Genomic DNA, 20771 nt, shown 5'->3' on the forward strand with positions numbered 1-20771 from the left:
TCGCGGCTTAGGCCACGAAGAGGCCAGGACTGATCAGAACAACACTTTCGCCACGTCGGCAAAGCGCTTGGCGAAATGCACCGTCAACCCTTCACGCAGGTAGTCCGGCAATTCCTCGAAGTCGCCGCGGTTGGCCTCCGGCAAGATCAACTCGAAGATCTTCTGCCGCTTGGCAGCAATCACCTTCTCACGCACCCCGCCAATGGGCAGCACCTGGCCGGTCAGGGTCAGTTCACCGGTCATGGCCACGCCCTTTTTCGGCGCCTGGTCCCGCGCCAGCGACAGCAGCGCGCTGGCCATGGTCACCCCGGCACTCGGGCCGTCCTTGGGCGTAGCGCCCTCGGGCACGTGCAGGTGGATGAATGCTTCGTTGAAATAGCCTGGGTCACCACCAAACTGCTGGAGGTTGGAGCTGACGTAGCTGTAGGCGATCTCGGCGGACTCCTTCATCACATCCCCCAGTTTGCCGGTCAGCTTGAAGCCGCGGTTGAGGGTGTGAATGCGGGTGGCTTCGATCGGCAGCGTGGCGCCGCCCATGCTGGTCCAGGCAAGGCCCGTGATCACGCCCTTGCCGGCCAGCACCTGCTCGCTGCGGAACACCGGCATGCCGAGCGCGGCCTCCAGGTCCTTGCTGCCAATCTTAAGCTTGGCATCCGGGTCTTCCAGCAGCTTGACCACGGCTTTGCGCACCAGTTTGCCCAGTTGCTTTTCCAGCTGTCGCACGCCGGCCTCGCGGGCATAGCCTTCGATCACGGTGCGCAGGGCGCTGTCAGTGATGCTCAGGCTGGTCTTGGCCACGCCGGCCTTGGCCAACTGCTTGGGCCACAGGTGGCGCTTGGCGATGGCCAGCTTCTCTTCGGTGATGTAGCCGGAGAGGCGGATCACTTCCATGCGGTCGAGCAAGGGCCCTGGGATCGAGTCGAGGGTGTTGGCGGTGCAGACGAACAGCACCTTGGACAGGTCCAGGCGCAGGTCGAGGTAGTGGTCCAGGAAGTCGACGTTCTGCTCGGGGTCGAGGGTTTCCAAAAGAGCCGAGGCTGGGTCGCCCTGGTAGCTCTGGCCCATCTTGTCGATCTCGTCGAGCATGATCACCGGGTTCATCACTTCGACGTCTTTGAGCGCCTGCACCAGCTTGCCCGGTTGGGCGCCGATGTAGGTACGGCGGTGGCCCTTGATTTCCGCCTCGTCGCGCATGCCGCCGACGCTGAAGCGGTAGAACGGCCGGCCAAGGGATTCGGCGATGGACTTGCCGATACTGGTCTTGCCCACACCGGGCGGGCCCACCAGCAGCACGATCGAGCCGCTGATCTCGCCTTTCCAGGCACCCACGGCGAGGAATTCGAGGATGCGTTCCTTGATGTCGTCCAGGCCCGCGTGGTGTTGGTCAAGCACCTTGCGCGCGTGCTTGAGGTCGAGCTTGTCTTTGCCGTAGACGCCCCAGGGCAGGGCGGTGGCCCAGTCGAGGTAGTTGCGGGTCACGGCGTATTCTGGCGAGCCGGTTTCAAGGATCGCCAGCTTGCCCATTTCTTCGTCGATGCGCTTTTGCGCCTGGGCGGGCAGCGTCTTGCCTTCAAGGCGCTGCTCAAACTGTTCGAGGTCGGCGCTGCGGTCGTCCTTGGTCAGGCCCAGCTCCTGCTGGATGACCTTGAGCTGCTCTTTGAGGAAAAACTCGCGTTGGTGTTCGCCGATCTGGCGGTTCACCTCGGCCGAGATCTCGTTCTGCAGACGCGCCACTTCGACCTCTTTGCGCAGCATCGGCAGGACCTTTTCCATGCGCTTGAGCATGGGCACGCAGTCGAGCACTTCCTGCAACTGGCTGCCGGTGGCCGAGGTGAGGGCTGCGGCAAAGTCGGTCAGCGGCGAAGGGTCGTTGGGGCTGAAGCGATTGAGGTAGTTTTTCAGCTCTTCGCTGTACAGCGGGTTGAGCGGCAGCAGCTCTTTGATCGCGTTGATCAGCGCCATGCCGTAGGCCTTGACCTCGTCGGTAGGCTCGGTGGGCTGGCGCGGGTATTCCACTTCGACCAGGTAGGGCGGGCGATGGTGCTTGAGCCAGGTACGGATGCGTACCCGGGTCAGGCCCTGGGCAACGAACTGCAGCTTGCCGTTTTCACGGCTGGCGTGGTGCACCTTGACCAGGGTGCCGTACTCCGGCAGAGCCGAGGTGTCGAAATGACGGTGGTCTTCGGGCGGGGTATCCATGAAGAACAGCGCCAGGCAGTGGTCCGGCGTCTTGGCGACCAGGTCGAGGGTTTCTGCCCAGGGCTCTTCGTTGACGATTACCGGCAACACTTGTGCAGGGAAGAATGGGCGGTTGTGGATCGGGATCACATAGACCTTGTCCGGCAGCTGCTGGCCGGGCAGGGCGAGGGCATGGCCGGGGGCGGCCTGGGTGTCGGTGTGTTCGACTTCGCTGTGTTCGTCGGGGTGTTCGGGGAAATCCTGCTGGTCGCTCATGGGGCACCTGCGTGAATGACTATGGTGCTTAGATGGGGCGCGGGGGGATGGGTTTCAAGCTTCGCGTTAGAAGCTGCAAGCTGCAAAAAAAAACGGGGCCATGCAGGCCCCGCTTTCTCTTGTGGCTTGTAGCTTGCCGCTAGAAGTTTAGTCGGCGAGTTTGTAAGCGATGATGTAATCACCCATCTTGGTGCCCAGCGAGCCGTGGCCGCCAGCGGTTACCAGCACGTACTGCTTGCCGTCCTTGCCGCTGTAGGTCATGGGCGTGGCCTGGCCACCGGCCGGCAGGCGGGCTTTCCACAGCTCTTTGCCGTTGTTGGTGTCGTAGGCACGCAGGTACTGGTCCAGGGTGCCGCTGAGGAAGCCGACGCCGCCTGCGGTGACGATCGAACCGCCCATGCTTGGCACGCCTACCGGCATCCCGATCGGTATCGGGGTGCTGTCGCGGGTGGTGCCGTTCTTGTGCTTCCACACGACCTTGTTGGTGAACAGGTCGATGGCCGCCACATAGCCCCAGGCAGGCGCCTGGCACGGTACGCCCAGCGGCGACATGAACGGGTGCATGGTCACCGCGTACGGTGCGCCGGTGTTTGGCTGCACGCCGCTGGTTTCGCTCTCGCGCTTGCTGCCAGCGGCCACTTGCTCGCGTGGCACCATTTTCGACACGAAGGCCATGTAGTTGGGCGAGGTGAACAGCAACTGGCGTACCGGGTCGACCGACACGCTGCCCCAGTTGAACACACCAACGTTACCCGGATAGATCAGCGAACCCTGCTCGGACGGCGGAGTGTACTGGCCTTCGTAACGCAGTTCGCGGAACTGGATGCGGCACAGCATCTGGTCAAACGGCGTGGCGCCCCACATGGCCTGTTCGGTCAGCTCAGGGCCGAGCAGGTTGAGGTCGGAGCGGGCCTGGGTCGGCGAGGTGTGGTCGCCTTTCACCGCGCCTTGCGGGGTCGGGATCTCACGAATCGGCACAATCGGCGTACCGTCGCGGCGGTCCAGCACATACAGGCTGCCTTGCTTGGTCGGCACGATGATTGCCGGTTTCACGCCATCGGCGGTCTTCAGGTGAACCAGGGTCGGCTGGCTGCCGACGTCCATGTCCCACAGGTCGTGATGGGTGAACTGGTAGTTCCAGCGGGCCTTGCCGGTGGTCAAGTCCAGGGCGACAACGCCTGCGCTGTACTTCTCCGCGCCTGGGGTGCGGTCGGCGCCCCACTGGTCGGGGGTTTGGTTGCCCAGCGGCAGGTAGATCATGCCGAGGTCTTCATCGACACTGGCAATCGACCACATGTTTGCCGAGTTGCGGCTGTAGGTCTTGCCGGGGGCCAGTGGTTTGGTGTCGTCCGGGTTGTTGCTGTCCCAGTTCCACACCAGGTGGCCGTCGTGCACGTCGTAGGCACGGATGACGCCGGAGGGCTCGTTGGTCGACTCGTTGTCGGTGACATGGCCGCCGATGATCACCAGATCACGGGTGATCGCTGCAGGCGAGGTGGAGTAGTAGCCGCCAGCGGTGAACGGGCCGATGCCGGTGGTCAGGTCGACCACGCCCTGGTTGGCGAAGCCTTCGCAGACCTTGCCGTTGTCGGCGTTGATGGCGATCAGGCGGGCGTCCGCAGTGGGCAGGTACAGGCGGCGTGGGCAGGCCTGGGCAACGGCTTGGCCTGCGTCGGTGATCTTCGGTGCTGGTGTGCCGTCACGGCTGACGTAGTTGTTCTCGTCATAGTACGAGACGCCGCGGCAGGTCATGTGGGCAAAGCCCTTGAAGGTGCCGACCGGGCTCTTGACCTGGGGGTCGTAACGCCAGATTTCGGCGCCGGTGTCCGGGTCCAGGGCCAGCAGTTTGCTGTGCGCGGTGCAGGCGTAAAGCATGCCGTTGACCTTCAACGGGGTGTTCTGGTTGGTCAACTCCACCGGGTCGTTGTCGGTCGGCAGGTCGCCGGTACGGATGCGCCAGGCTTCTTCCAGGCGGTAGGCGTTCTGCGGGGTGATCTGGCGCAGCGGCGAGTAGCGGTCGCCATGCTCGGTGCGGCCGTAGGCCTGCCATTCGCCGTCGGGCATGGCGGGCGCGGCACTGGCCATCTCGCTGCTCTCACGGCCCAGTTCGCCGAACACTTCACCTGGGTGGGTGAACTGGCTGCCCAGCGCACAGGCGCCGGAGGCGAGGACTGCGACGCTGAGCAACGCGGTGTTGGCCGTGGCGGCCGGGCCGATCAGGGGGCGACGCGCCCATGGCAGCAGCAGGACCACGCCGATGGCGAACCAGATGGCCAGGCGCGGCACCAGTTGCCACCAGTCCAGGCCCACTTCCAGCAATGCCCAGGCCGTGCTGCCGAGCAGCACCAGGCCATACAGGCCAAGGGCGATACGGCGCTGGGCCAGCAGCAGAATGCCGGACAGGGCAAAGCCGATACCGGCGATCAGGTAGTACAGCGACCCCCCCAGCTGGCTCAGCTTGATACCGCCCGCCAGCAGGGCCAAGCCCATCAGCAATAGCAGCACGCCCAGAAGGCGCGGTAGCCAGCGGGTTCCATTCTTGGCACCGTCAGTGCTCATCGTAGGTTCTCCGTTACGTCAAAAAAGTTGATCAGAAACTGCTTTGGATCTTCAGGCCGCCGATCAGGGCATCGTCAACCTGCGACACCCCGCCCGGGTGGCGGATGTACTGCAGGTTGGGGCGCACCGTGAGCCAGTCGGCCAGGTGAATGCCGTAGTACAGCTCGGCGCTGTACTCCGTGTCCTGCACGGGCAGGAAACCAGGGTTGTGGTAGTCGTCGAGGCCGGCGGCCTGGTTGGCCAGGCGGGCGTTCTTGCGATAGGCCGGGTTAACGTGCACGCGGGCGAGGGCGAAGCCGATGTCGTCCTTGGCGCGGGCATCGAAGGGCCCTTTGTATACCAGTCCTGCCTGAACATAGTTGTCGATGGCATTGGTCTTCTTGTCGTGCAATGTGGCATTGGCGAACACGCTCAGGCCGCGCGACTGGTCGGATGCCAGCGAAGTGACCTGCTGCTGGGCGCCGAGCCACATGCCGTGCTTGCTCGAACTGCTGCGGTAGGCGGCGCCGCTGAGGGCGGCCGGCTGGCCGTTACTGTCGTTGAGCACATCTTGTGCCTTGGCATTACTGTAGTAGTAGCCGGCGCGATATTCCCCTTTCAGGCCATTGACCTGTGGGCTCCACACCAGTTCGACCGGCATGATGGCACCCTGGGTGCCACTGCCGCTGAGCTTGAAACCGTTGCCCGACTCCAGGTTGGAGGGGTTTTGCTCGTACACGCCGACCTGGGCATAGAGCGTGTCGGCCAGGTTGTAGCGCACGCGCAGGGCCCACTGGCTGACGGGCCAGTTGTACCAGATGCCACCCACCCAGTTGCCCACCTGCGAACCGCAGAAGGCCAGGTTCTGGAAGTCGCAGGGGAAGCTGTTGAAGTCTTCGCCTTCGCCGAAACGGCCAAATTTGACGTCCAGCGCGCCATCGAAGTACTTCTGTTTGACCCACAGTTGCGTGAGCCGCCAGGTTTCACCACGGCCCCAGACTTCCTGGGCGGAAGTGAAACCGCCGACGCGCGGGTCGTTGATGCGGTCGTTGCTGATGTTGTCGCCGTGGCGCTCGGTGATGGTCAGCTGGAATTCGGTGTCGCCCCAACCAAGGATCTTTTCCAGGTCCAGATGGCTACCGAAGGTGAACTGGTCGCTGTAGCGCGCGGTACGGTCGTGGTCGAAGCCACCGTGCAGGTTGCTGCCCATCTCGCCGGTATAGCCGAGGGTGAAGTCGTAACCTTTTGCCAACAATTCGCTGCGGCTGCCGCCCCAGTCACCCAGCATCCAAGGGGAATCGCTGGCGAACATGTCGCTGGCGCTGACAGGGGTTGCGAGTGCGGTGAGGGCAAGGCCGATGAAGCAGGTTTTGGGCAGCTGGAGCATGAGATAGCGCTATCTTTTGATTATTGAACAAACGGCAAGGGCATCGAAGGGCGAGCCCGTCAATGGAGATGACAACAAGGTGGATTCAGTGAAGCGATTCAGCTTTCGGCGGGGAGGATATAGCGGAAGTTGTAAGAAAAAAAGACAATTTGTCGCAGTTGATTGTTGTTAATTCAGTAATAGTGCTGTTGTTGCAATTACCCAAACCTGTGGGAGCGGGCTTGCTCCGCGAATGGGGCGCAAAGCGCCCCAAGGGATTTCAGAACGACGTCCGCAACCCGACTTGCACGCTGCGCCCCGGTGCTGGCGCAATATCGCGCAGAATCGAACTGGCGTAGCGCACGGTCTGGTCCGTCAGGTTTTCACCCCGCACGAACGCCAGCCACTGGCTTTGCCCGATGTCAAAGCGATAGCCGACGCTGGCGCCCAGCGTGGTGTAGCCATCGGTGCTGGTCTCGTTGGCCGGCTTGCGATGTTGCGACGTGGCATGCTGCACATCGACCCGCGCCTGCCAGCGGTCCAGCTCCCAGACCAGGCCGCTGTTCAACCGCAGCGGTGCGATACGCGGCAATGGCTCGCCGCTGTCGAGGTTCTTGGCACGGGTATAGTCGCCGGACAGCTCCAGTGCGAAGCTGCCATACCGGTTCTCGACCAGTTGCCAGCGGTCCTGCGCCTCGATGCCATAGAAGCGTGCCCGCACACCCTGGTATTGATACTCCGGGATGCCGCCATGGTCGTGGTCATGGCCATGGTCGTGATCGTGATCGTGATCGTGGTCATGCTCATCCTCGCCATGGTCGTGATCATGCCCTTCACGCAGGTTACCCGTGCCGATCAGGCCGATGTAATTGCGAAAGTGGCTGTAGAACACGCCGACACTGCCCTTGTGGGTACCATTGTCGAAGCGCAGGGCCAGGTCACCAGAAATGGCCTTTTCCTTGTTCAGGCTGGCATCGCCCACTTCATACGCACCCGTGGCCACGTGCGCACCATTGGCATAGAGCTCATAGAAGGTCGGGGCGCGCTCCGTGTAACCAAGGTTGGCGGCCAGCGCCCAGACCGGGTCGAGCTGGTACACCGCCCCAGAGGACAGGCTGAAGGCATTGAAACTGCTGGCGCTGTCGGCCGCAGCAAAGGTCGCGTTGCCCTTGGCATCCGGCTCGACCCGGGTGTGTTCCAGGCGTGCGCCCAGGCTCAGGTTCAGGCGCTCGGTGGCCTGCCATTGCTCGAGCATGAACAGCGCCAGGCTGTCGGTATCGGTATGCGGGACGAACGCCTCCTCGCCCAGCGCCGAGAACTCGTTGCGACTGACCTGGGCGCCGATCACCCCTTCAACCGGCCCGATGGGCTGATGGCGTGCCTCGATGCGGGCTTCGTAGCCCTTGTTCTTGAAGGTGGTGTGCACCTCGCCTTGTTCGATCTCGCTGTGTTCGTAGTCGGTATAACCGGCATCGACCTTGACCGAGCTGAACGGGCCGTCCAGGTCGCGCAGCTCTGAGGCGAAGCCGTAGTGGTCCTGCTTCATGTCCAGGCGTACGCCGGGTTCGGCCACCGAACCGTAGTTGCTGTCATAGCGGCTGTAGGACAAGCCGGCATACCCATGATCCCAATGGTAGGACCCGCCGACGGCGCCCCCGTCCTGGCGCCCGTCGCTGTTTTCCAGGCGGTGTTTGCTGCCGGGTTCGTCGGCGTCGCGCACTTTCGAACTGCGTGCGTAGCCGGGGATGCGCAGGTCGTTGAACTGGCGGCTGTTGGCGTCCAGGTGCAAGGCGAAGGCGCCGTTGCCTGCCTCCAGCTTACCGGCGCTGCTGCGGGTGGTGTCGGCACCGCCGTAACGCAGTTCGCCAGCCCCGTGGATGCCTTCGATGGGCGCATCGGGGATGCGGTTATCGAACGTATTGACCACCCCTCCGATCGCATTGCCGCCATACAGCAGGGCGGCAGGGCCGCGGACGATTTCGACGCGCTCCACATTCACAGGATCGAGCGGCACGGCGTGATCGTAGGAGAGCGACGAGGCATCCAGGGCGCCGACGCCGTTGCGCAGGATGCGGATACGGTCGCCGTCCAGGCCACGAATCACCGGGCGACTGGCGCCAGGGCCGAACCAGGTGGAGGCGACACCGGGCTGTTTGTTCAGGGTTTCACCGAGACTGCCGTGTTGCTGCTGCAGCAGGTCGTCGCCTTCGAGGACCGTGCTCGGGGCGGCCAGTTGGCGGTTGCCCAGCGGGTTGGCAGTGATGACCTGGGGTTCGAGTTCAACGGCCTGGCTGGGCGATGAGGCCAGCCAAAGCGCGACGGCGAGGGGGGAGAGGCGGAGCGGGATGTACAGCATGGGGATGGGGCGTTCCTTGGCAGAGGCTGTTTTAATGTAACTGTATAACATATCTATTTCAGCATAAGGGTTTCGCCTCTGGCCAGCGGTTTTTCAAGCGCCCCCAGATCCCCTGGCCACTACACTCGTGTAAGGTGCGCACCTTTCCCACGCTGGAGCACTGGCATGAGCACGGCCCAACACAACGCGCTGCACGGCAAGACCCTGGAGCAGATCCTCACCGAGCTGGTGGCTCACTACCAATGGCAGGGCCTTGCCGAGCGTGTCGACGTGCGCTGCTTCAAGAGCAATCCGACCATCAAGTCGAGCCTGACTTTCCTGCGTAAGACCCCTTGGGCACGGGAGAAGGTCGAACAGCTGTACGTGAAGCTGCAGCGCAAGGCCTGAGGTGCGGCGCCATCCGTGGCTGACCCTGGCAGCCCTGCTCGGCTGGTTCGGCCTTGCCGTCCAGGTCTATCTGGTACTGCTGGCACGCTGGCAGGAGCACGCCAGCCTGATCGGCGGCCTGGTCAATGTGTTCGGCTACTTCACGGTTTTGACCAACACCCTGGTGGCGACTGTGCTGAGCTATGCGGCGTTTGGCCGAGAGGGCGGCGCCAAGCGCTTCTTCCTGTTGCCGTCGGTAAGTTCTGCTGTGGCGGCCAGTATCGTGCTGGTGGCGCTGGCCTACAGCGTGCTGTTGCGCCACCTGTGGCAACCCGAGGGCTGGCAGTGGCTGGCGGACGAACTGCTGCACGATGTGATGCCGGCGTTGTTCGTGCTGTACTGGTGGTTCGCAGTGCCCAAGGGCCATTTGCGGCTGTGGCACCTGGCGCGCTGGGCGCTGTACCCGGCGGGGTACTTTGTTTATGCACTGTGGCGGGGCAGTGAGATTGGCGTGTATGCCTACCCGTTCATCGATGTGTCGAGACTCGGCTATGGGCAGGTCATGCTCAATGCCCTCGGGGTGTTGGCGGGGTTCTGGGGGATTGGGCTGGTGCTGCTGGGGCTGGATAGGTGGCGGGGCAGGCAGTTGGCGGCCAGCGTGTAGGAGCAGCGCAAGGCTGCTCTACAGAAAGCGCGTTACCTGTTGAGGCCTGGGCCGTTTACTCGTCGTCCGCAGTACCGTCTGCCCGCCAGTAGGCCGCTGCTTTCAAGGCATCTTCCGGCACGCCTTTGTCCAGCAACAACGCCTTGGCCTGGCGAGTCAGGGCTTTCTCCAGCGCCACCCAACCGTACAGCTTGCCTTGCGGCAAGGTCAGGTTCTTCAGCAGGGCGAGCACGTCCTCTTCCTGGCGCCTTACCCAGATCACATCCAGCTGCGCCTTGCTCGGCAGTGGCTGGCGCTCCTGTTCGTCTTCGATCTGGATCACCGCCAGCACCTGGCGGCCCGCAGGCAGTTCTTCAAGGCGCCGGCCGATGGCGGGGATGGCGGTCTCGTCGCCAATCAGCAGGTAACTGTCGAAGATGTCCGGCACCACCAGCGAGGCCCTGGGGCCGGCGATGTTCAGGTGCTGGCCTGGGGTGGCCTGGGCAGCCCAGGTGGAGGCAGGGCCATCACCGTGCAGGACGAAGTCGATGTCCAGCTCAAGGGCCACCAGGTCGATGCGCCGTGGCGTGTATTCGCGCATGGTGGGCCGTGCGCCACCGTCACGGCCCAGGTTACTGGCCTCGATGGCCTGCTGTTGCTCTGGGGTTTCGGCGAACAGCAGTTTGACGTGGTCGTCACTGCCGACGCTGGTGAAGCCCGCCAGCTCCGCACCACCCAACGTGATACGACGCATGCGTGGGGTCAGGTCGGTGACGCGCAGCACGTCAAGGCGGCGTTGGCGGATTTCGTGATTGACGCGGTGGATGGTGTCACTCATGGGTGTTCTCCGTAACGGGGGCGGCCGGCCCGGAGGCGATGGCCTTGGCAGTGTTGTTGAGCAGGTCGCGAACCCGCTCGATTTCTTCCGGTGTCCAGCGCCCGCTGTGCATATGCAGTGCATGGCGCAGGTTGCCGACTGCTTCATGGATCTCGGGTGGGCGGTCGTGGCCGCGCAGTGCGCGCTTGCTGACTTCAATGCGCATGCGCACGCCGTCAAGGGCGACGGCCTGTTCGGCCAGGGCGTTGCGGCCGGCATCGGTGATGACGTAAAGGCGTTTGCTGCCTTGGGTCTGGCCGCTGATCAGCTCGGCCTCCTCAAGGAAGTTGAGGGTGGGGTAGATGACGCCAGGGCTAGGGCTGTAGCTGCCGTCGAAGAGGTTTTCGATTTGGCGGATCAGGTCATAGCCGTGGCCAGCTTGCTCGGCCAGCAAGGCCAGCATCAGCAGCTTCAGATCGCCCGGGGCGAAGACGCGTGGGCCGCGTTCGCCGCGGCCGGGGCGACGTTCGAAGGGGTCGTGGGGTGAATGCTCGCGCATGATCATGGGCTCCGTCTTGTGCGATATATCTTAAGATATTACTCAAGATATATCTAAAGACAAGCCCTTTAATGCGGATGATTATCATCTAAATGTTGGATGAGTCCGATCCGTGCATCGCTACCTGGGGTGGTTTGCACTCATTTGGATTGCCAGGTTGCAGGTACGGCATGAGGATCGGCGCCATGCCCTTGAGCACCTGAACGGGCAACGCCGAGGTAAATTTGAAGGCTTCCGCCGTGCGCCCCGGCACGAACGCAGTCAATGTGCCGAAGTGGTTATCCCCCAGGAAGAACACGAACGTGGCGGTACGGTTCAGCGAGCGCGAGCCGATCAGCCGGCCGCCCGCCCCGAAGCTTTCGATGCGGTTGTCGCCGGTACCGGTCTTGCCGCCCATCACCAGCGGTGTGCCGTCCTGTAGCTTGAAACTGCCGGAAATACGCCGGGCGGTACCCGCATCGACCACTTGCGACATGGCCCCTTTCAGGGCCCGCGCGACCTCAACCGGAAGGATGCGTTGGCCGCGGTCCGGGTCACTCACCAGCTTGGTCTCGTAGGGCGTGTTGTCGGCGAAGTGCAGGGTGTCGATGCGCAAGGTCGGCAGGCGCACGCCGTCGTTCTGGATAATGCCGACCAGTTCGGAGAGGGCGGCCGGGCGGTCGCCCGAGCTGCCGATGGCGGTGGCCAGTGACGGCACTAGGTGGTCGAACGGATAGCCCACGCGCTTCCAGCGTTGGTGGATGTCGAGGAACGCTTCGATCTCGACCATGGTGCGAATGCGGCTGTCGCGCGCGCCCTGGTGGCGGCTCTTGAACAGCCAGCCATACACCTCCTGGCGTTCGAAGCGGCTGGCATTGACCATTTCGGTCAGCGACGAACTCGGGTGCTTGAGCAGGTAGCCGAGCAACCACAGGTCCAGTGGGTGGACCTTGGCGATGTAACCCTGGTCAGGCAAGTCGTACTTGCCCGGGCCGTAGGCGTCGTACATTTCCGACAGGCGACCGTCGGTGAGTTTGCCCAGGGCGATCTTGTCGTCCTTGCTGTGCGCGCGCACGAACGCGTTGAAGGTTTCCTGGCCCGCTTCGGGGAACAGGTAACGGTGCACCGCCGCCAGGCGCTGTGGGGTCACGCGCATGCTGTCGAGGAAGGTATCCAGGCGTTGTTGCGAGGTCTTGCGCTGGTACTTCTTCCAGAACCGCATCAGGTAGTTGGTGCCTTCCTTGTCAGCGAACCGGGCCAGGTATTCCTGGCGGCGTGGGTCGGCGTCGTCCTTGAGCAGCGGTACCCGATTGAACGGCTGTTGGTAGGTCACGTAGCGCACCACGTCGCGCATCAGGCGGATAAACGGCAGGTTGATCGACTCGCGCAGGGCAATCTTCAGCGTCGGGTTGCGGCTGTTGTCTTCCTTGCGGAAGTTGTTGAACACGTGCATGCCGCCGCCGGTGAAGAACGCTTCGCCGGTATTGGCCGAATACTTGCGTTCCAGCGCGGCGTCGAGCATGGCATCGAGGTTCTGGTCCTTGCTGTTTTGCGTCAGCCATTCCAGCGACCACTGGGTGAGGCGGTCCAGTTCGGCCACCTCGACCTTTTTCAGTTCGGCGGCAGGCTTGCCAGCGTATTTGTCGTGCAGTTCGGCAATGATTTCAAGGTAGGTGGTAAGCACCCGCAGCTTGGCGGTCGAGCCCAGCTCCAGCTTGCTGCCTTCGTTGATGTCAAACGGCTGGTCGGTGCTGTCGGTCTGCACCCGCACCCGCGAACCGTCCGCCGTGCGCTCGATCAGCGTGAAGCTGTAGCGCACCTGGTCGGTGGTCTTGCTGGTCAGCAGGCGCTCGCCGATCAGGCCAATCTGGGCGGCAAATTCAGGGTCGGAGAGGTTTTTCAGGTACTGGCTGACCTGCATCTGCAGGTCGGCCTGCAAGGTGCTGGTGGCCGACAAGTCGAGGCGATCGAGGTCGTACAGTGGGCGGTTGAGCATGGCCGCCAGGCGATTACGGGCCAGGCTGATGCCTTTGTTGGTGATGATCGGGACGATGGTCGGTTGTGCCACCCAGTCGCGATACACCGCCTTGCTGGCCAGCGCCGCGTCTGCCAGTGGCTGGTCGATGACCTTGTTGGCGGCCAGTACGCGAACGTGCGAATCTGTGAGCTCGGCCAGTTCGACGCGGCCTTTGGACAGGTAATGCGAGGGGCGGCGCTGGGCGATCATCAGCGACAGCACCTGGCGCAGTGCCAGGCCGCGCGCGGCCATGCTTTCGGGGTCGCTGGCGGTCGAGATCAAGGCCTGGTTGACCTGATCGAAATCGGCGCCGTACCACACCCGCAAGCCCTCAGCCATGCCATGCACTTCGCCGTGGCCGGGCACCGCCGAGAGCGGCACGCTGTTGAGGTAGTCGCGCACGATGCGCTGACGGGCCTCGGTGGTGTCCGGGCCGCCCTGGTAGGCGCGCACGCTGGCGGAAATCATCTGCCGAATCTTCTCGGCACCGGACACGGTCAGGCCATCCGGCGAGTGGCGGTACTTCTCCAGTTGCGTCGCCAGGGTACTGCCGCCCGCCGACTGGCCGGGCAGGGCAAAGTACTTGGCCACCTGGCTGTAGGCGGCCTTGGCGAAGCGCGGCCAATCCACCGCCGGGTTGTTGCGCGGGTCCTTGGTATCGAGCAGGTCGCGGTTCTCGATATACAACAGGCTGTTGACCATCACCGGCGGGATCGCTGCAAAGTCCGGGTACAGGTGCTGCGGGTAGTTGTACTGGTAGAGCGTGTCGCCACGGCAGTCGGTGATCGACAGGCCAGCCTGGATCTTCTCGATGTAGGGGGCGAACAGGCCGTGATCGACGTAGTCCATCAACGCTGGCGAGAACCGCACTTGTTCACTGATCAGGTAGTCGCGTTTGAGCAGCCGCGGCAGGAATTCACCTAGCGCGCTGTAGCCCAAACGTTTGTCGAACGGGCCTTCACCGGGGTAGACGATGGCATCGCTGGGGCCAGGCTGCAGCGAATAGGTCAGGGTGGTGGCGAGTTTGCTGAATTCCCGCGATTGCAGGTTGGAGGTGCGGAACTCGTCATAGGCGGCAAAACCCAGGGCAATGAGGGCCACCAGCAGGATGAGGATGATCAGCCGCCACCAGAGCCGACGCTGACGTGGGGACTTTGCAGGTGGCGTCTCGGCCGGAGGGGTTGCGGGTGCTTCCGTTCTGGTTGGTTCCGATTGCCACAGTGCGCCCATAGTCTTCTATCCGGCCAGGTATTTTCGTCTTGCTTGTCTGAAGCTTAGACGTTGACCGGGTTAGGTGAAAAATTTGTAGGAGGGCGAGAAAACTGGCGTAGGGATATGCGGCTTTGGTGTGGGTTTCGGGGTAAGGCGATGTTGTTAAGGTGGCAGCATGTGTCTGGCGCTGTTCGCAGCCTCAGAACCCTACACGGGATGAAATTTGCCCGAGATTTCTCGCCAAATTTCCCCGTTTATACAGTGAAAATCCCTACAGGGAGCTTCCTATACTGCTCGCCCCCTTCGCCCTGTCGGACGCTCTACTCCGGCACACGGGCCGGCCCACGAGGCCTGCCCGGCAAGCCAACGCCCCGCCTATCGGCTCGGCTGGTGCTGCACGAAGGCCAAATCCAATAACAAAATGAGGTTGTATTGCTATGCCCGTCGGCAACCACCCTGCCCATGCCGAGACCGCCCAGGGCGGCCCTCTGAAGCGTGAACTTGGCGAACGGCACATCCGTCTGATGGCGCTGGGCGCCTGTATCGGTGTCGGTCTCTTCCTCGGTTCGGCCAAAGCCATCGAAATGGCCGGCCCTGCCATCATGCTTTCCTACATCATCGGCGGCCTGGCCATTCTGGTGATCATGCGTGCCCTCGGCGAAATGGCCGTGCACAACCCAGTAGCGGGCTCCTTCAGCCGTTATGCCCAGGACTACCTTGGCCCGTTGGCGGGCTTTCTTACCGGCTGGAACTACTGGTTCCTGTGGCTGGTGACCTGCGTGGCAGAAATCACCGCAGTGGCCATTTACATGGGCATCTGGTTCCCCGACGTACCGCGCTGGATCTGGGCCCTGGCGGCGCTGGGCAGCATGGGCGCGGTCAACCTGGTCGCGGTCAAGGCGTTCGGTGAGTTCGAGTTCTGGTTCGCCCTGATCAAGATCGTCACCATCATCGCCATGGTCCTGGGGGGCATCGGCATCATTGCCTTCGGCCTCGGCAACGACGGCGTGGCCATGGGTGTCTCCAACCTGTGGAGCAACGGCGGCTTCATGCCTAACGGCGTGACGGGCGTGCTGATGTCACTGCAGATGGTGATGTTCGCCTACCTGGGCGTGGAAATGATCGGCCTCACTGCCGGTGAAGCTCGCAACCCGCAGAAAACCATCCCGCAGGCCATCGGCTCGGTGTTCTGGCGCATCCTGCTGTTCTACGTGGGCGCACTGTTCGTGATCCTGTCGATCTACCCGTGGAACGAAATCGGCAGCCAGGGCAGCCCGTTCGTGATGACCTTCGAGCGCCTTGGTATCAAGACCGCAGCCGGTATCATCAACTTCGTGGTCATCACTGCGGCGTTGTCGTCGTGCAACGGCGGCATCTTCAGCACCGGGCGCATGCTTTACAGCCTGGCGCAAAATGGCCAGGCCCCGGCAGCCTTTGCCCGTACCTCGAAAAACGGTGTACCGCGCAATGCCTTGCTGCTGTCGATCGGCGCGCTGTTGCTGGGTGTGCTGGCCAACTACCTGGTACCGGAAAAAGTGTTCGTCTGGGTGACGTCGATCGCCACCTTCGGCGCGATCTGGACCTGGGTGATGATCCTGCTGGCGCAGCTCAAATTCCGCGCAGGGCTGTCGACTGCCGAGCGCAAGGCGCTGAAATACCGCATGTGGCTGTGGCCGCTGAGTTCCTACCTGGCACTGGCCTTCCTGGTGCTGGTGGTGGGGCTGATGGCGTACTTCGAAGACACCCGCGTGGCGCTGTACATCGGCCCGGCGTTCCTGGCGCTGCTGACCGTGTTGTATTACGGATTGCGTCTGGCGCCGAAAGAAGCACACGGTGCGATCAGTACCGCCTCCTGAGCCAACACGCCTGGAGCTGTAAAGCGGCTCCAGGCGTTGCTGCGCTGTCACGCACGTTCGTGGTGGCGCAGCAAACCTTCGGCCAACACCATCAGGCTCACCCCCAGCAGTGCGAGGTCCTTGATGAGGAAGCTGCCGTAGCCATTCAACCAGGGGAGACCGCCTGAGGCTTCTTCCCAGATAGGCATGGTGAGCAGGGTCGACAAGGTGGTGATGAACGTCAGCGTGCACAAGGCTCCGCCTGCAACGGCGGCCCTGGTTGACCATCGTGAGGCAATCAGCAGCACAGCGGCCAGAATTTCCACCACGCCCAGCAGATAGGACGTTCCGGCTTCGCCGAACACCGCGTACAACCATGCCAGCCATGGCGTCTGGTTGATCAACGGTTTGAGTGCCTCAACTTCAATGGCAGTGAACTTGAGCAAGCCGATCATCAACATGGGCATGACCACGCCAAGCACTGCGATGTTCTTGCCGAGGATGAGCAGTTTCTGGTGATGAGAGGAACACGTTGTGGAAGCGCTTGAATCAACGGATGTGGGCACGATGCATACTCCTGAATGAGAGGCATCAAGCTTGTCTGCCGACGATTAACGAGCACTTAATCCATACGTAGGACCTGGCTCAGGGTGTTGTAGGAGGTTTCTCGATTTTTGATACACCTGCTTTTTGCGTGTGAACATCACACTTCGTCAGGGTTATCCAGATAGGGAGCATGGATTTGAAGGATCTGCAGGTGAAGACTCAGTGGGCTCGCCCCATCTGCTGAAATGCCGGTAAACGTTTCATACTGTGCAGGGTGTCTACGCCCTCCGACGTTGAGCTGGAGTCTGCGCGTACGCACACTCAGGGGCTTGCCTGTGGATCTTGCTATCAGATGACAAGTGAGCCGCGAATCAGGTTGGACCGGCAGTTCGGGCGTGCCGCCAAGCCACTGAATGCTGAACAGTTCTCGATGCTCGTTTTCTTGCGTCGAAAAAGCGCCAATAAAGCCGTCCTTGAAACCTAGCGTCGACCGGTAACAGCGAGCACTGCGGACAAACAGTTTGTAGCCATGTTCGGTGTACCTGAAATACAGCCGCAAGGGCGTCACACTTCGCGGCTCGGCAAGGTAACCCAACATATGGCCTAGCCTGGATACTTGTACGCCTACCCACGAAAAAGCAGGATTGGGGTCCAGTGGAACCACATCGTGCAATTCAGAAAAAAAGCCCAGCGTGCCGGTCTCGGCAGTCAGTTGGGCGATGAATGAGCGTTCCCGGTCTGTTTGGGTCATGTTGCATCATCCTCAAGGGTGGTTGGGTGTACCCGTGAGGATGATCGCGATCCGGGATAGGGCTGAGGTGCTAGTTATTTACCCCGGTCACGGTTTGCTGAACATGGGCTTGGTTACGCTGCCGCCTCTGTGTTCGGCTCGAAGCTGTCCGCCCTGGCCAGCTGCCACATGCGCGAATAGAACTGCCCATTCACCTCACCGGTCAGCAACTCGCCCGGCTTGAGGAACACATGCATCTGCGAGAACAGCTTGATTTCGGTGGCCGAGACGCGCCGCACCAAGTGCTTGGCCTCCAGTTGCGCGGGGTGCTCCAGGCCTGCCGCTGCCAGCATTTCGGCCAGGGCGCGCAGCGTGTTGTGGTGGAAGTTCAACACCCGCTGGGCTTTGTCCGGCACCACCAGTGCACGTTGGCGCAAGGGGTCTTGCGTGGCCACGCCGGTCGGGCACTTGTTGGTGTGGCAGCTTTGCGACTGGATGCAACCAATGGCGAACATGAAGCCGCGCGCCGAGTTGGCCCAGTCGGCGCCGATGGCCAGCACGCTGGCGATGTCGAAGGCGCTGACGATCTTGCCGCTGGCGCCGAGCTTGATCTTGTCGCGCAGGTTCAGGCCCACCAGCGTGTTGTGCACGAACAACAAGCCTTCGCGCAGCGGTACGCCAATGTGGTCGGTGAACTCCACCGGTGCTGCCCCGGTGCCGCCTTCCTTGCCATCGACGACGATGAAATCGGGCAGGATGCCGGTTTCCAGCATCGCCTTGGCGATGCCCATGAACTCCCACGGGTGGCCCAGGCAGAACTTGAAGCCCACCGGCTTGCCGTCCGACAGCTCACGAAGCTGGGCGATGAACTGCATCATCTCAATGGGGGTGGAGAAGGCGCTGTGGCGCGACGGCGAGATGCAGTCCTCGCCCATGAGGATGCCGCGGGTTTCGGCAATCTCCTGGGTCACCTTGTGTTTGGGCAGGATGCCGCCATGGCCAGGTTTGGCGCCTTGGCTCATCTTGATTTCGATCATGCGCACCTGCGGGCTGCGTGCCTGGGCGGCGAAGCGCTCGGGGTCGAAGCGCCCGTCAGGCGTGCGGCAACCGAAGTAGCCGCTGCCCAGCTCCCAGACCAGGTCGCCACCGTGTTCACGGTGGTAAGGGCTGATGCTGCCTTCGCCGGTGTCATGGTGGAAGTTGCCCAGTTTGGCACCCTGGTTGAGGGCGCGGATGGCGTTGGCGCTGAGCGAGCCGAAGCTCATGGCGGAAATGTTGAAGATCGACGCCGAATATGGCTGGCGGCACTGCGGCCCGCCGACGATGATGCGAAAGCTCGCCGGGTCGGTCAGCGGTGCTGGGCGCATGGAGTGGCCGATGAATTCGAAGCCGGACTCATACACGTCGATCAGGGTACCGAAGGGTTTGTCCGAGGCCTCGTTCTTGGCCCGGGCATAGACCAGCGAGCGCTGGGCGCGCGAGAAGGGCAGGGCGTCGCTGTCGGCTTCGAGCAGATACTGGCGGATTTCCGGGCGAATGGCCTCGACCAGATAACGGATGTTGCCAAGGATCGGATAGTTGCGGCGCACGGCGTGACGCTTTTGCAGCAAGTCGAACACGCCGACCAGGCTGAGCACGGCTGTGGTCAGGGTGAAAGGCCACAACCACTCGTGGTGAGTGAACGGCAGGCTTGCCAGGGTGAACAGTACACAGGCGGCGAAGAAGGCGTAGCGGCTGAGAAGTGACAGGCTCATACAGGGTCCTTGCGATGGCGCGGTCAGGCTCAGGGCCTGGGGCAAACCCCGACCATAGCCCGGTTGCGCGGTGCTGAAAATGAAATTCGGGGTATCGAAAATCATTCGTAAAGGCTGGGGCGGGTAGGCAAGGGGCCGTTCGTCTGTCAGAGGGTCGGTTGCCTGAAGCACGACCTCATGTGATCCTTGCGCGCCCCGCCCCTTGAGAATTCAGACATGCCCAACATCATCCGCATCGCCGCCGCCCTGCTCATCGACCCTGAAGGCCGCACCCTGTTGGTGCGCAAGCGTGGCACCCAGGCCTTCATGCAGCCTGGCGGCAAGATCGACGCGGGGGAGTCGCCGGTAGCGGCACTGGTGCGTGAACTGCATGAAGAGCTCGGCCTGCACATCGACCCGGCCCAGGCCATCCACCTGGGCCGATTCAGTGCCCCGGCTGCCAACGAGCCGGGCTTTGAGGTGCAGGCTGAGCTGTACCGTGTCGACAGTGCCGAGGCGGTAGCCCCGGCGGCGGAAATCGAAGAGGTGATCTGGCTGGCGGCTGACCAGGCGCCAGCGTTTGAGCTGGCGCCGCTGACTCGCGACCTGATCCTGCCCTTGTACCGCCAGGCCGTCAGCGTACCGCGCTGACCCCGTCGAGGGTGGCGAACGAGGTGTCCTTGGCGGTCAGCAGGAAGTCGCGCATGTACGGCGCATCGAGCATGTCGGTGCGCACCGCCGCGTAGAGCGTGGCGAACAGGCCTTTTTCGCCCAGGCGTTTGCCCTTTACATAGCCGCGTGAGCTGTACTCGTGCAGCGCCCAGTGGGGCATGCCACACACGCCCCGGCCGCTGGCCACCAGTTGCATCATCATCACCGTCAGCTCCGAGGTGCGTACGGCGGCCGGCTCGATGTCGGCGGGTTCCAGGAAGCGGGTGAAGATATCCAGACGGTCGCGTTCTACCGGGTAGGTGATCAGGGTCTGGTCGAGCAGGTCCTGGGGCACGATGTACGGTTTGCTGGCCAGCGGGTGCTGGTTGGCAACGGCGAGCATCGCCTCGTAGGTGAACAGCGGTACGTAGGTGATGCCGGCAAGGTCCAGTGGGTCGGAGGTGACCACCAGGTCCAGGTCGCCGCGGGCCAGGGCGGGCAGCGGAGCGAACGCGAAGCCGGAGGCCAGGTCCAGCTCCACCTCTGGCCAGGCATCGCGGAACTGGTCGATGGTCGGCATCAGCCACTGGAAGCAACTGTGGCACTCGATGGCCATGTGCAGGCGCCCGGCGGTGCCGCCGGCCAGGCGTGCGATGTCACGTTCGGCGCCGCGCAGCAGCGGCAAAGTGGCATCGGCCAGTTGTAGCAGGCGCAGCCCGGCGCTGGTGAAGCGGATCGGTTTGCTCTTGCGCACGAACAGCGGCAGGCCAAGGCGTTCTTCAAGTTCCTTGAACTGGTGCGACAGCGCCGACTGGGTCAGGTGCAGGCGCTCGGCAGCCTCCACCAGGCTGTCGGCCTCGCGCAGGGCATGAAGGGTTTTCAGGTGACGGATTTCGAGCACAACGACTTCCCATGAGGAATATTGGAGATAACGCAATTATCGTTGAGTTTGGCTCAAGTTGACTTGGC

General features: G+C 62.7%; 15 protein-coding genes. 4 read left to right on the forward strand and 11 right to left on the reverse strand.

Annotated elements, in window-relative coordinates:
- Positions 1-33: 33 nt before the first annotated feature.
- From lon to OGV19_RS01665, 4 genes are all read right to left on the reverse strand, one after another.
- Positions 34-2454, reverse strand: coding sequence for an endopeptidase La (gene lon, locus OGV19_RS01650; RefSeq protein WP_264311836.1), 2421 nt, complete (start codon positions 2452-2454; stop codon positions 34-36).
- Positions 2455-2601: 147 nt separating this feature from the next.
- A complete protein-coding gene (locus tag OGV19_RS01655) occupies positions 2602-5013 on the reverse strand; it encodes a glucose/quinate/shikimate family membrane-bound PQQ-dependent dehydrogenase (protein ID WP_264311837.1) in 2412 nt (803 codons plus the stop codon).
- Between the two features lie 31 nt (positions 5014-5044).
- Complete coding sequence (locus OGV19_RS01660; RefSeq protein ID WP_264311838.1) at positions 5045-6379, reverse strand: carbohydrate porin; 1335 nt, start codon at positions 6377-6379, stop codon at positions 5045-5047.
- 259 nt (positions 6380-6638) lie between these two features.
- Positions 6639-8714, reverse strand: coding sequence for a TonB-dependent receptor (locus tag OGV19_RS01665; protein WP_264311839.1), 2076 nt, complete (start codon positions 8712-8714; stop codon positions 6639-6641).
- A gap of 165 nt (positions 8715-8879) precedes the next feature.
- Here OGV19_RS01665 and OGV19_RS01670 point away from each other — a divergent pair, with 165 nt between their 5' ends.
- On the forward strand, positions 8880-9101 hold the full coding sequence (locus tag OGV19_RS01670; protein WP_264311840.1) for a VF530 family protein: 222 nt from the start codon (positions 8880-8882) through the stop codon (positions 9099-9101).
- A 1-nt stretch (position 9102) separates the two neighbouring features.
- The gene (locus tag OGV19_RS01675; protein WP_264311841.1) at positions 9103-9744 is read left to right on the forward strand and encodes a Pr6Pr family membrane protein; all 642 of its coding nucleotides are present in this window, start codon (positions 9103-9105) and stop codon (positions 9742-9744) included.
- A 55-nt stretch (positions 9745-9799) separates the two neighbouring features.
- Here the strand turns inward: OGV19_RS01675 and OGV19_RS01680 are convergent, their stop codons facing one another.
- The 3 genes from OGV19_RS01680 to OGV19_RS01690 form a co-directional block, all read right to left on the reverse strand.
- Positions 9800-10561, reverse strand: a complete 762-nt coding sequence (locus OGV19_RS01680; RefSeq protein ID WP_264311842.1) for a siderophore-interacting protein — start codon at positions 10559-10561, stop codon at positions 9800-9802.
- The gene (locus OGV19_RS01685) at positions 10554-11099 is read right to left on the reverse strand and encodes a PadR family transcriptional regulator (RefSeq protein ID WP_264311843.1); all 546 of its coding nucleotides are present in this window, start codon (positions 11097-11099) and stop codon (positions 10554-10556) included. The genes OGV19_RS01680 and OGV19_RS01685 overlap by 8 nt, the downstream gene beginning before the upstream one ends.
- A gap of 88 nt (positions 11100-11187) precedes the next feature.
- The gene (locus tag OGV19_RS01690) at positions 11188-14325 is read right to left on the reverse strand and encodes a transglycosylase domain-containing protein (RefSeq protein ID WP_264311844.1); all 3138 of its coding nucleotides are present in this window, start codon (positions 14323-14325) and stop codon (positions 11188-11190) included.
- Positions 14326-14744: 419 nt separating this feature from the next.
- Between OGV19_RS01690 and OGV19_RS01695 the strand changes: the two genes are divergently transcribed.
- Positions 14745-16163: an amino acid permease gene (locus OGV19_RS01695; protein ID WP_264311845.1), complete on the forward strand. Its 1419-nt coding sequence runs from the start codon at positions 14745-14747 to the stop codon at positions 16161-16163.
- 47 nt (positions 16164-16210) lie between these two features.
- Here OGV19_RS01695 and OGV19_RS01700 read toward each other — a convergent pair whose 3' ends face one another.
- The 3 genes from OGV19_RS01700 to OGV19_RS01710 all read right to left on the reverse strand — a co-directional run bounded on the left by OGV19_RS01700 (position 16211) and on the right by OGV19_RS01710 (position 19172).
- The gene (locus OGV19_RS01700; RefSeq protein WP_264311846.1) at positions 16211-16708 is read right to left on the reverse strand and encodes a DUF417 family protein; all 498 of its coding nucleotides are present in this window, start codon (positions 16706-16708) and stop codon (positions 16211-16213) included.
- Between the two features lie 137 nt (positions 16709-16845).
- Positions 16846-17439, reverse strand: a complete 594-nt coding sequence (locus OGV19_RS01705; RefSeq protein ID WP_264311847.1) for a hypothetical protein — start codon at positions 17437-17439, stop codon at positions 16846-16848.
- A gap of 113 nt (positions 17440-17552) precedes the next feature.
- Positions 17553-19172, reverse strand: a complete 1620-nt coding sequence (locus tag OGV19_RS01710) for an FMN-binding glutamate synthase family protein (protein ID WP_264311848.1) — start codon at positions 19170-19172, stop codon at positions 17553-17555.
- Between the two features lie 216 nt (positions 19173-19388).
- Between OGV19_RS01710 and OGV19_RS01715 the strand changes: the two genes are divergently transcribed.
- Complete coding sequence (locus OGV19_RS01715) at positions 19389-19802, forward strand: NUDIX hydrolase (protein WP_264311849.1); 414 nt, start codon at positions 19389-19391, stop codon at positions 19800-19802.
- On the opposite strand, the gene metR is transcribed toward OGV19_RS01715, so the two are convergent.
- Positions 19786-20703: a transcriptional regulator MetR gene (metR, locus tag OGV19_RS01720; RefSeq protein WP_264311850.1), complete on the reverse strand. Its 918-nt coding sequence runs from the start codon at positions 20701-20703 to the stop codon at positions 19786-19788. The two genes, OGV19_RS01715 and metR, sit on opposite strands and share 17 nt — an antisense overlap.
- Positions 20704-20771 lie beyond the last annotated feature (68 nt).

The sequence above is a fragment of the Pseudomonas putida genome (genome assembly GCF_025905425.1).
Lineage (GTDB): Bacteria > Pseudomonadota > Gammaproteobacteria > Pseudomonadales > Pseudomonadaceae > Aquipseudomonas > Aquipseudomonas putida_AF.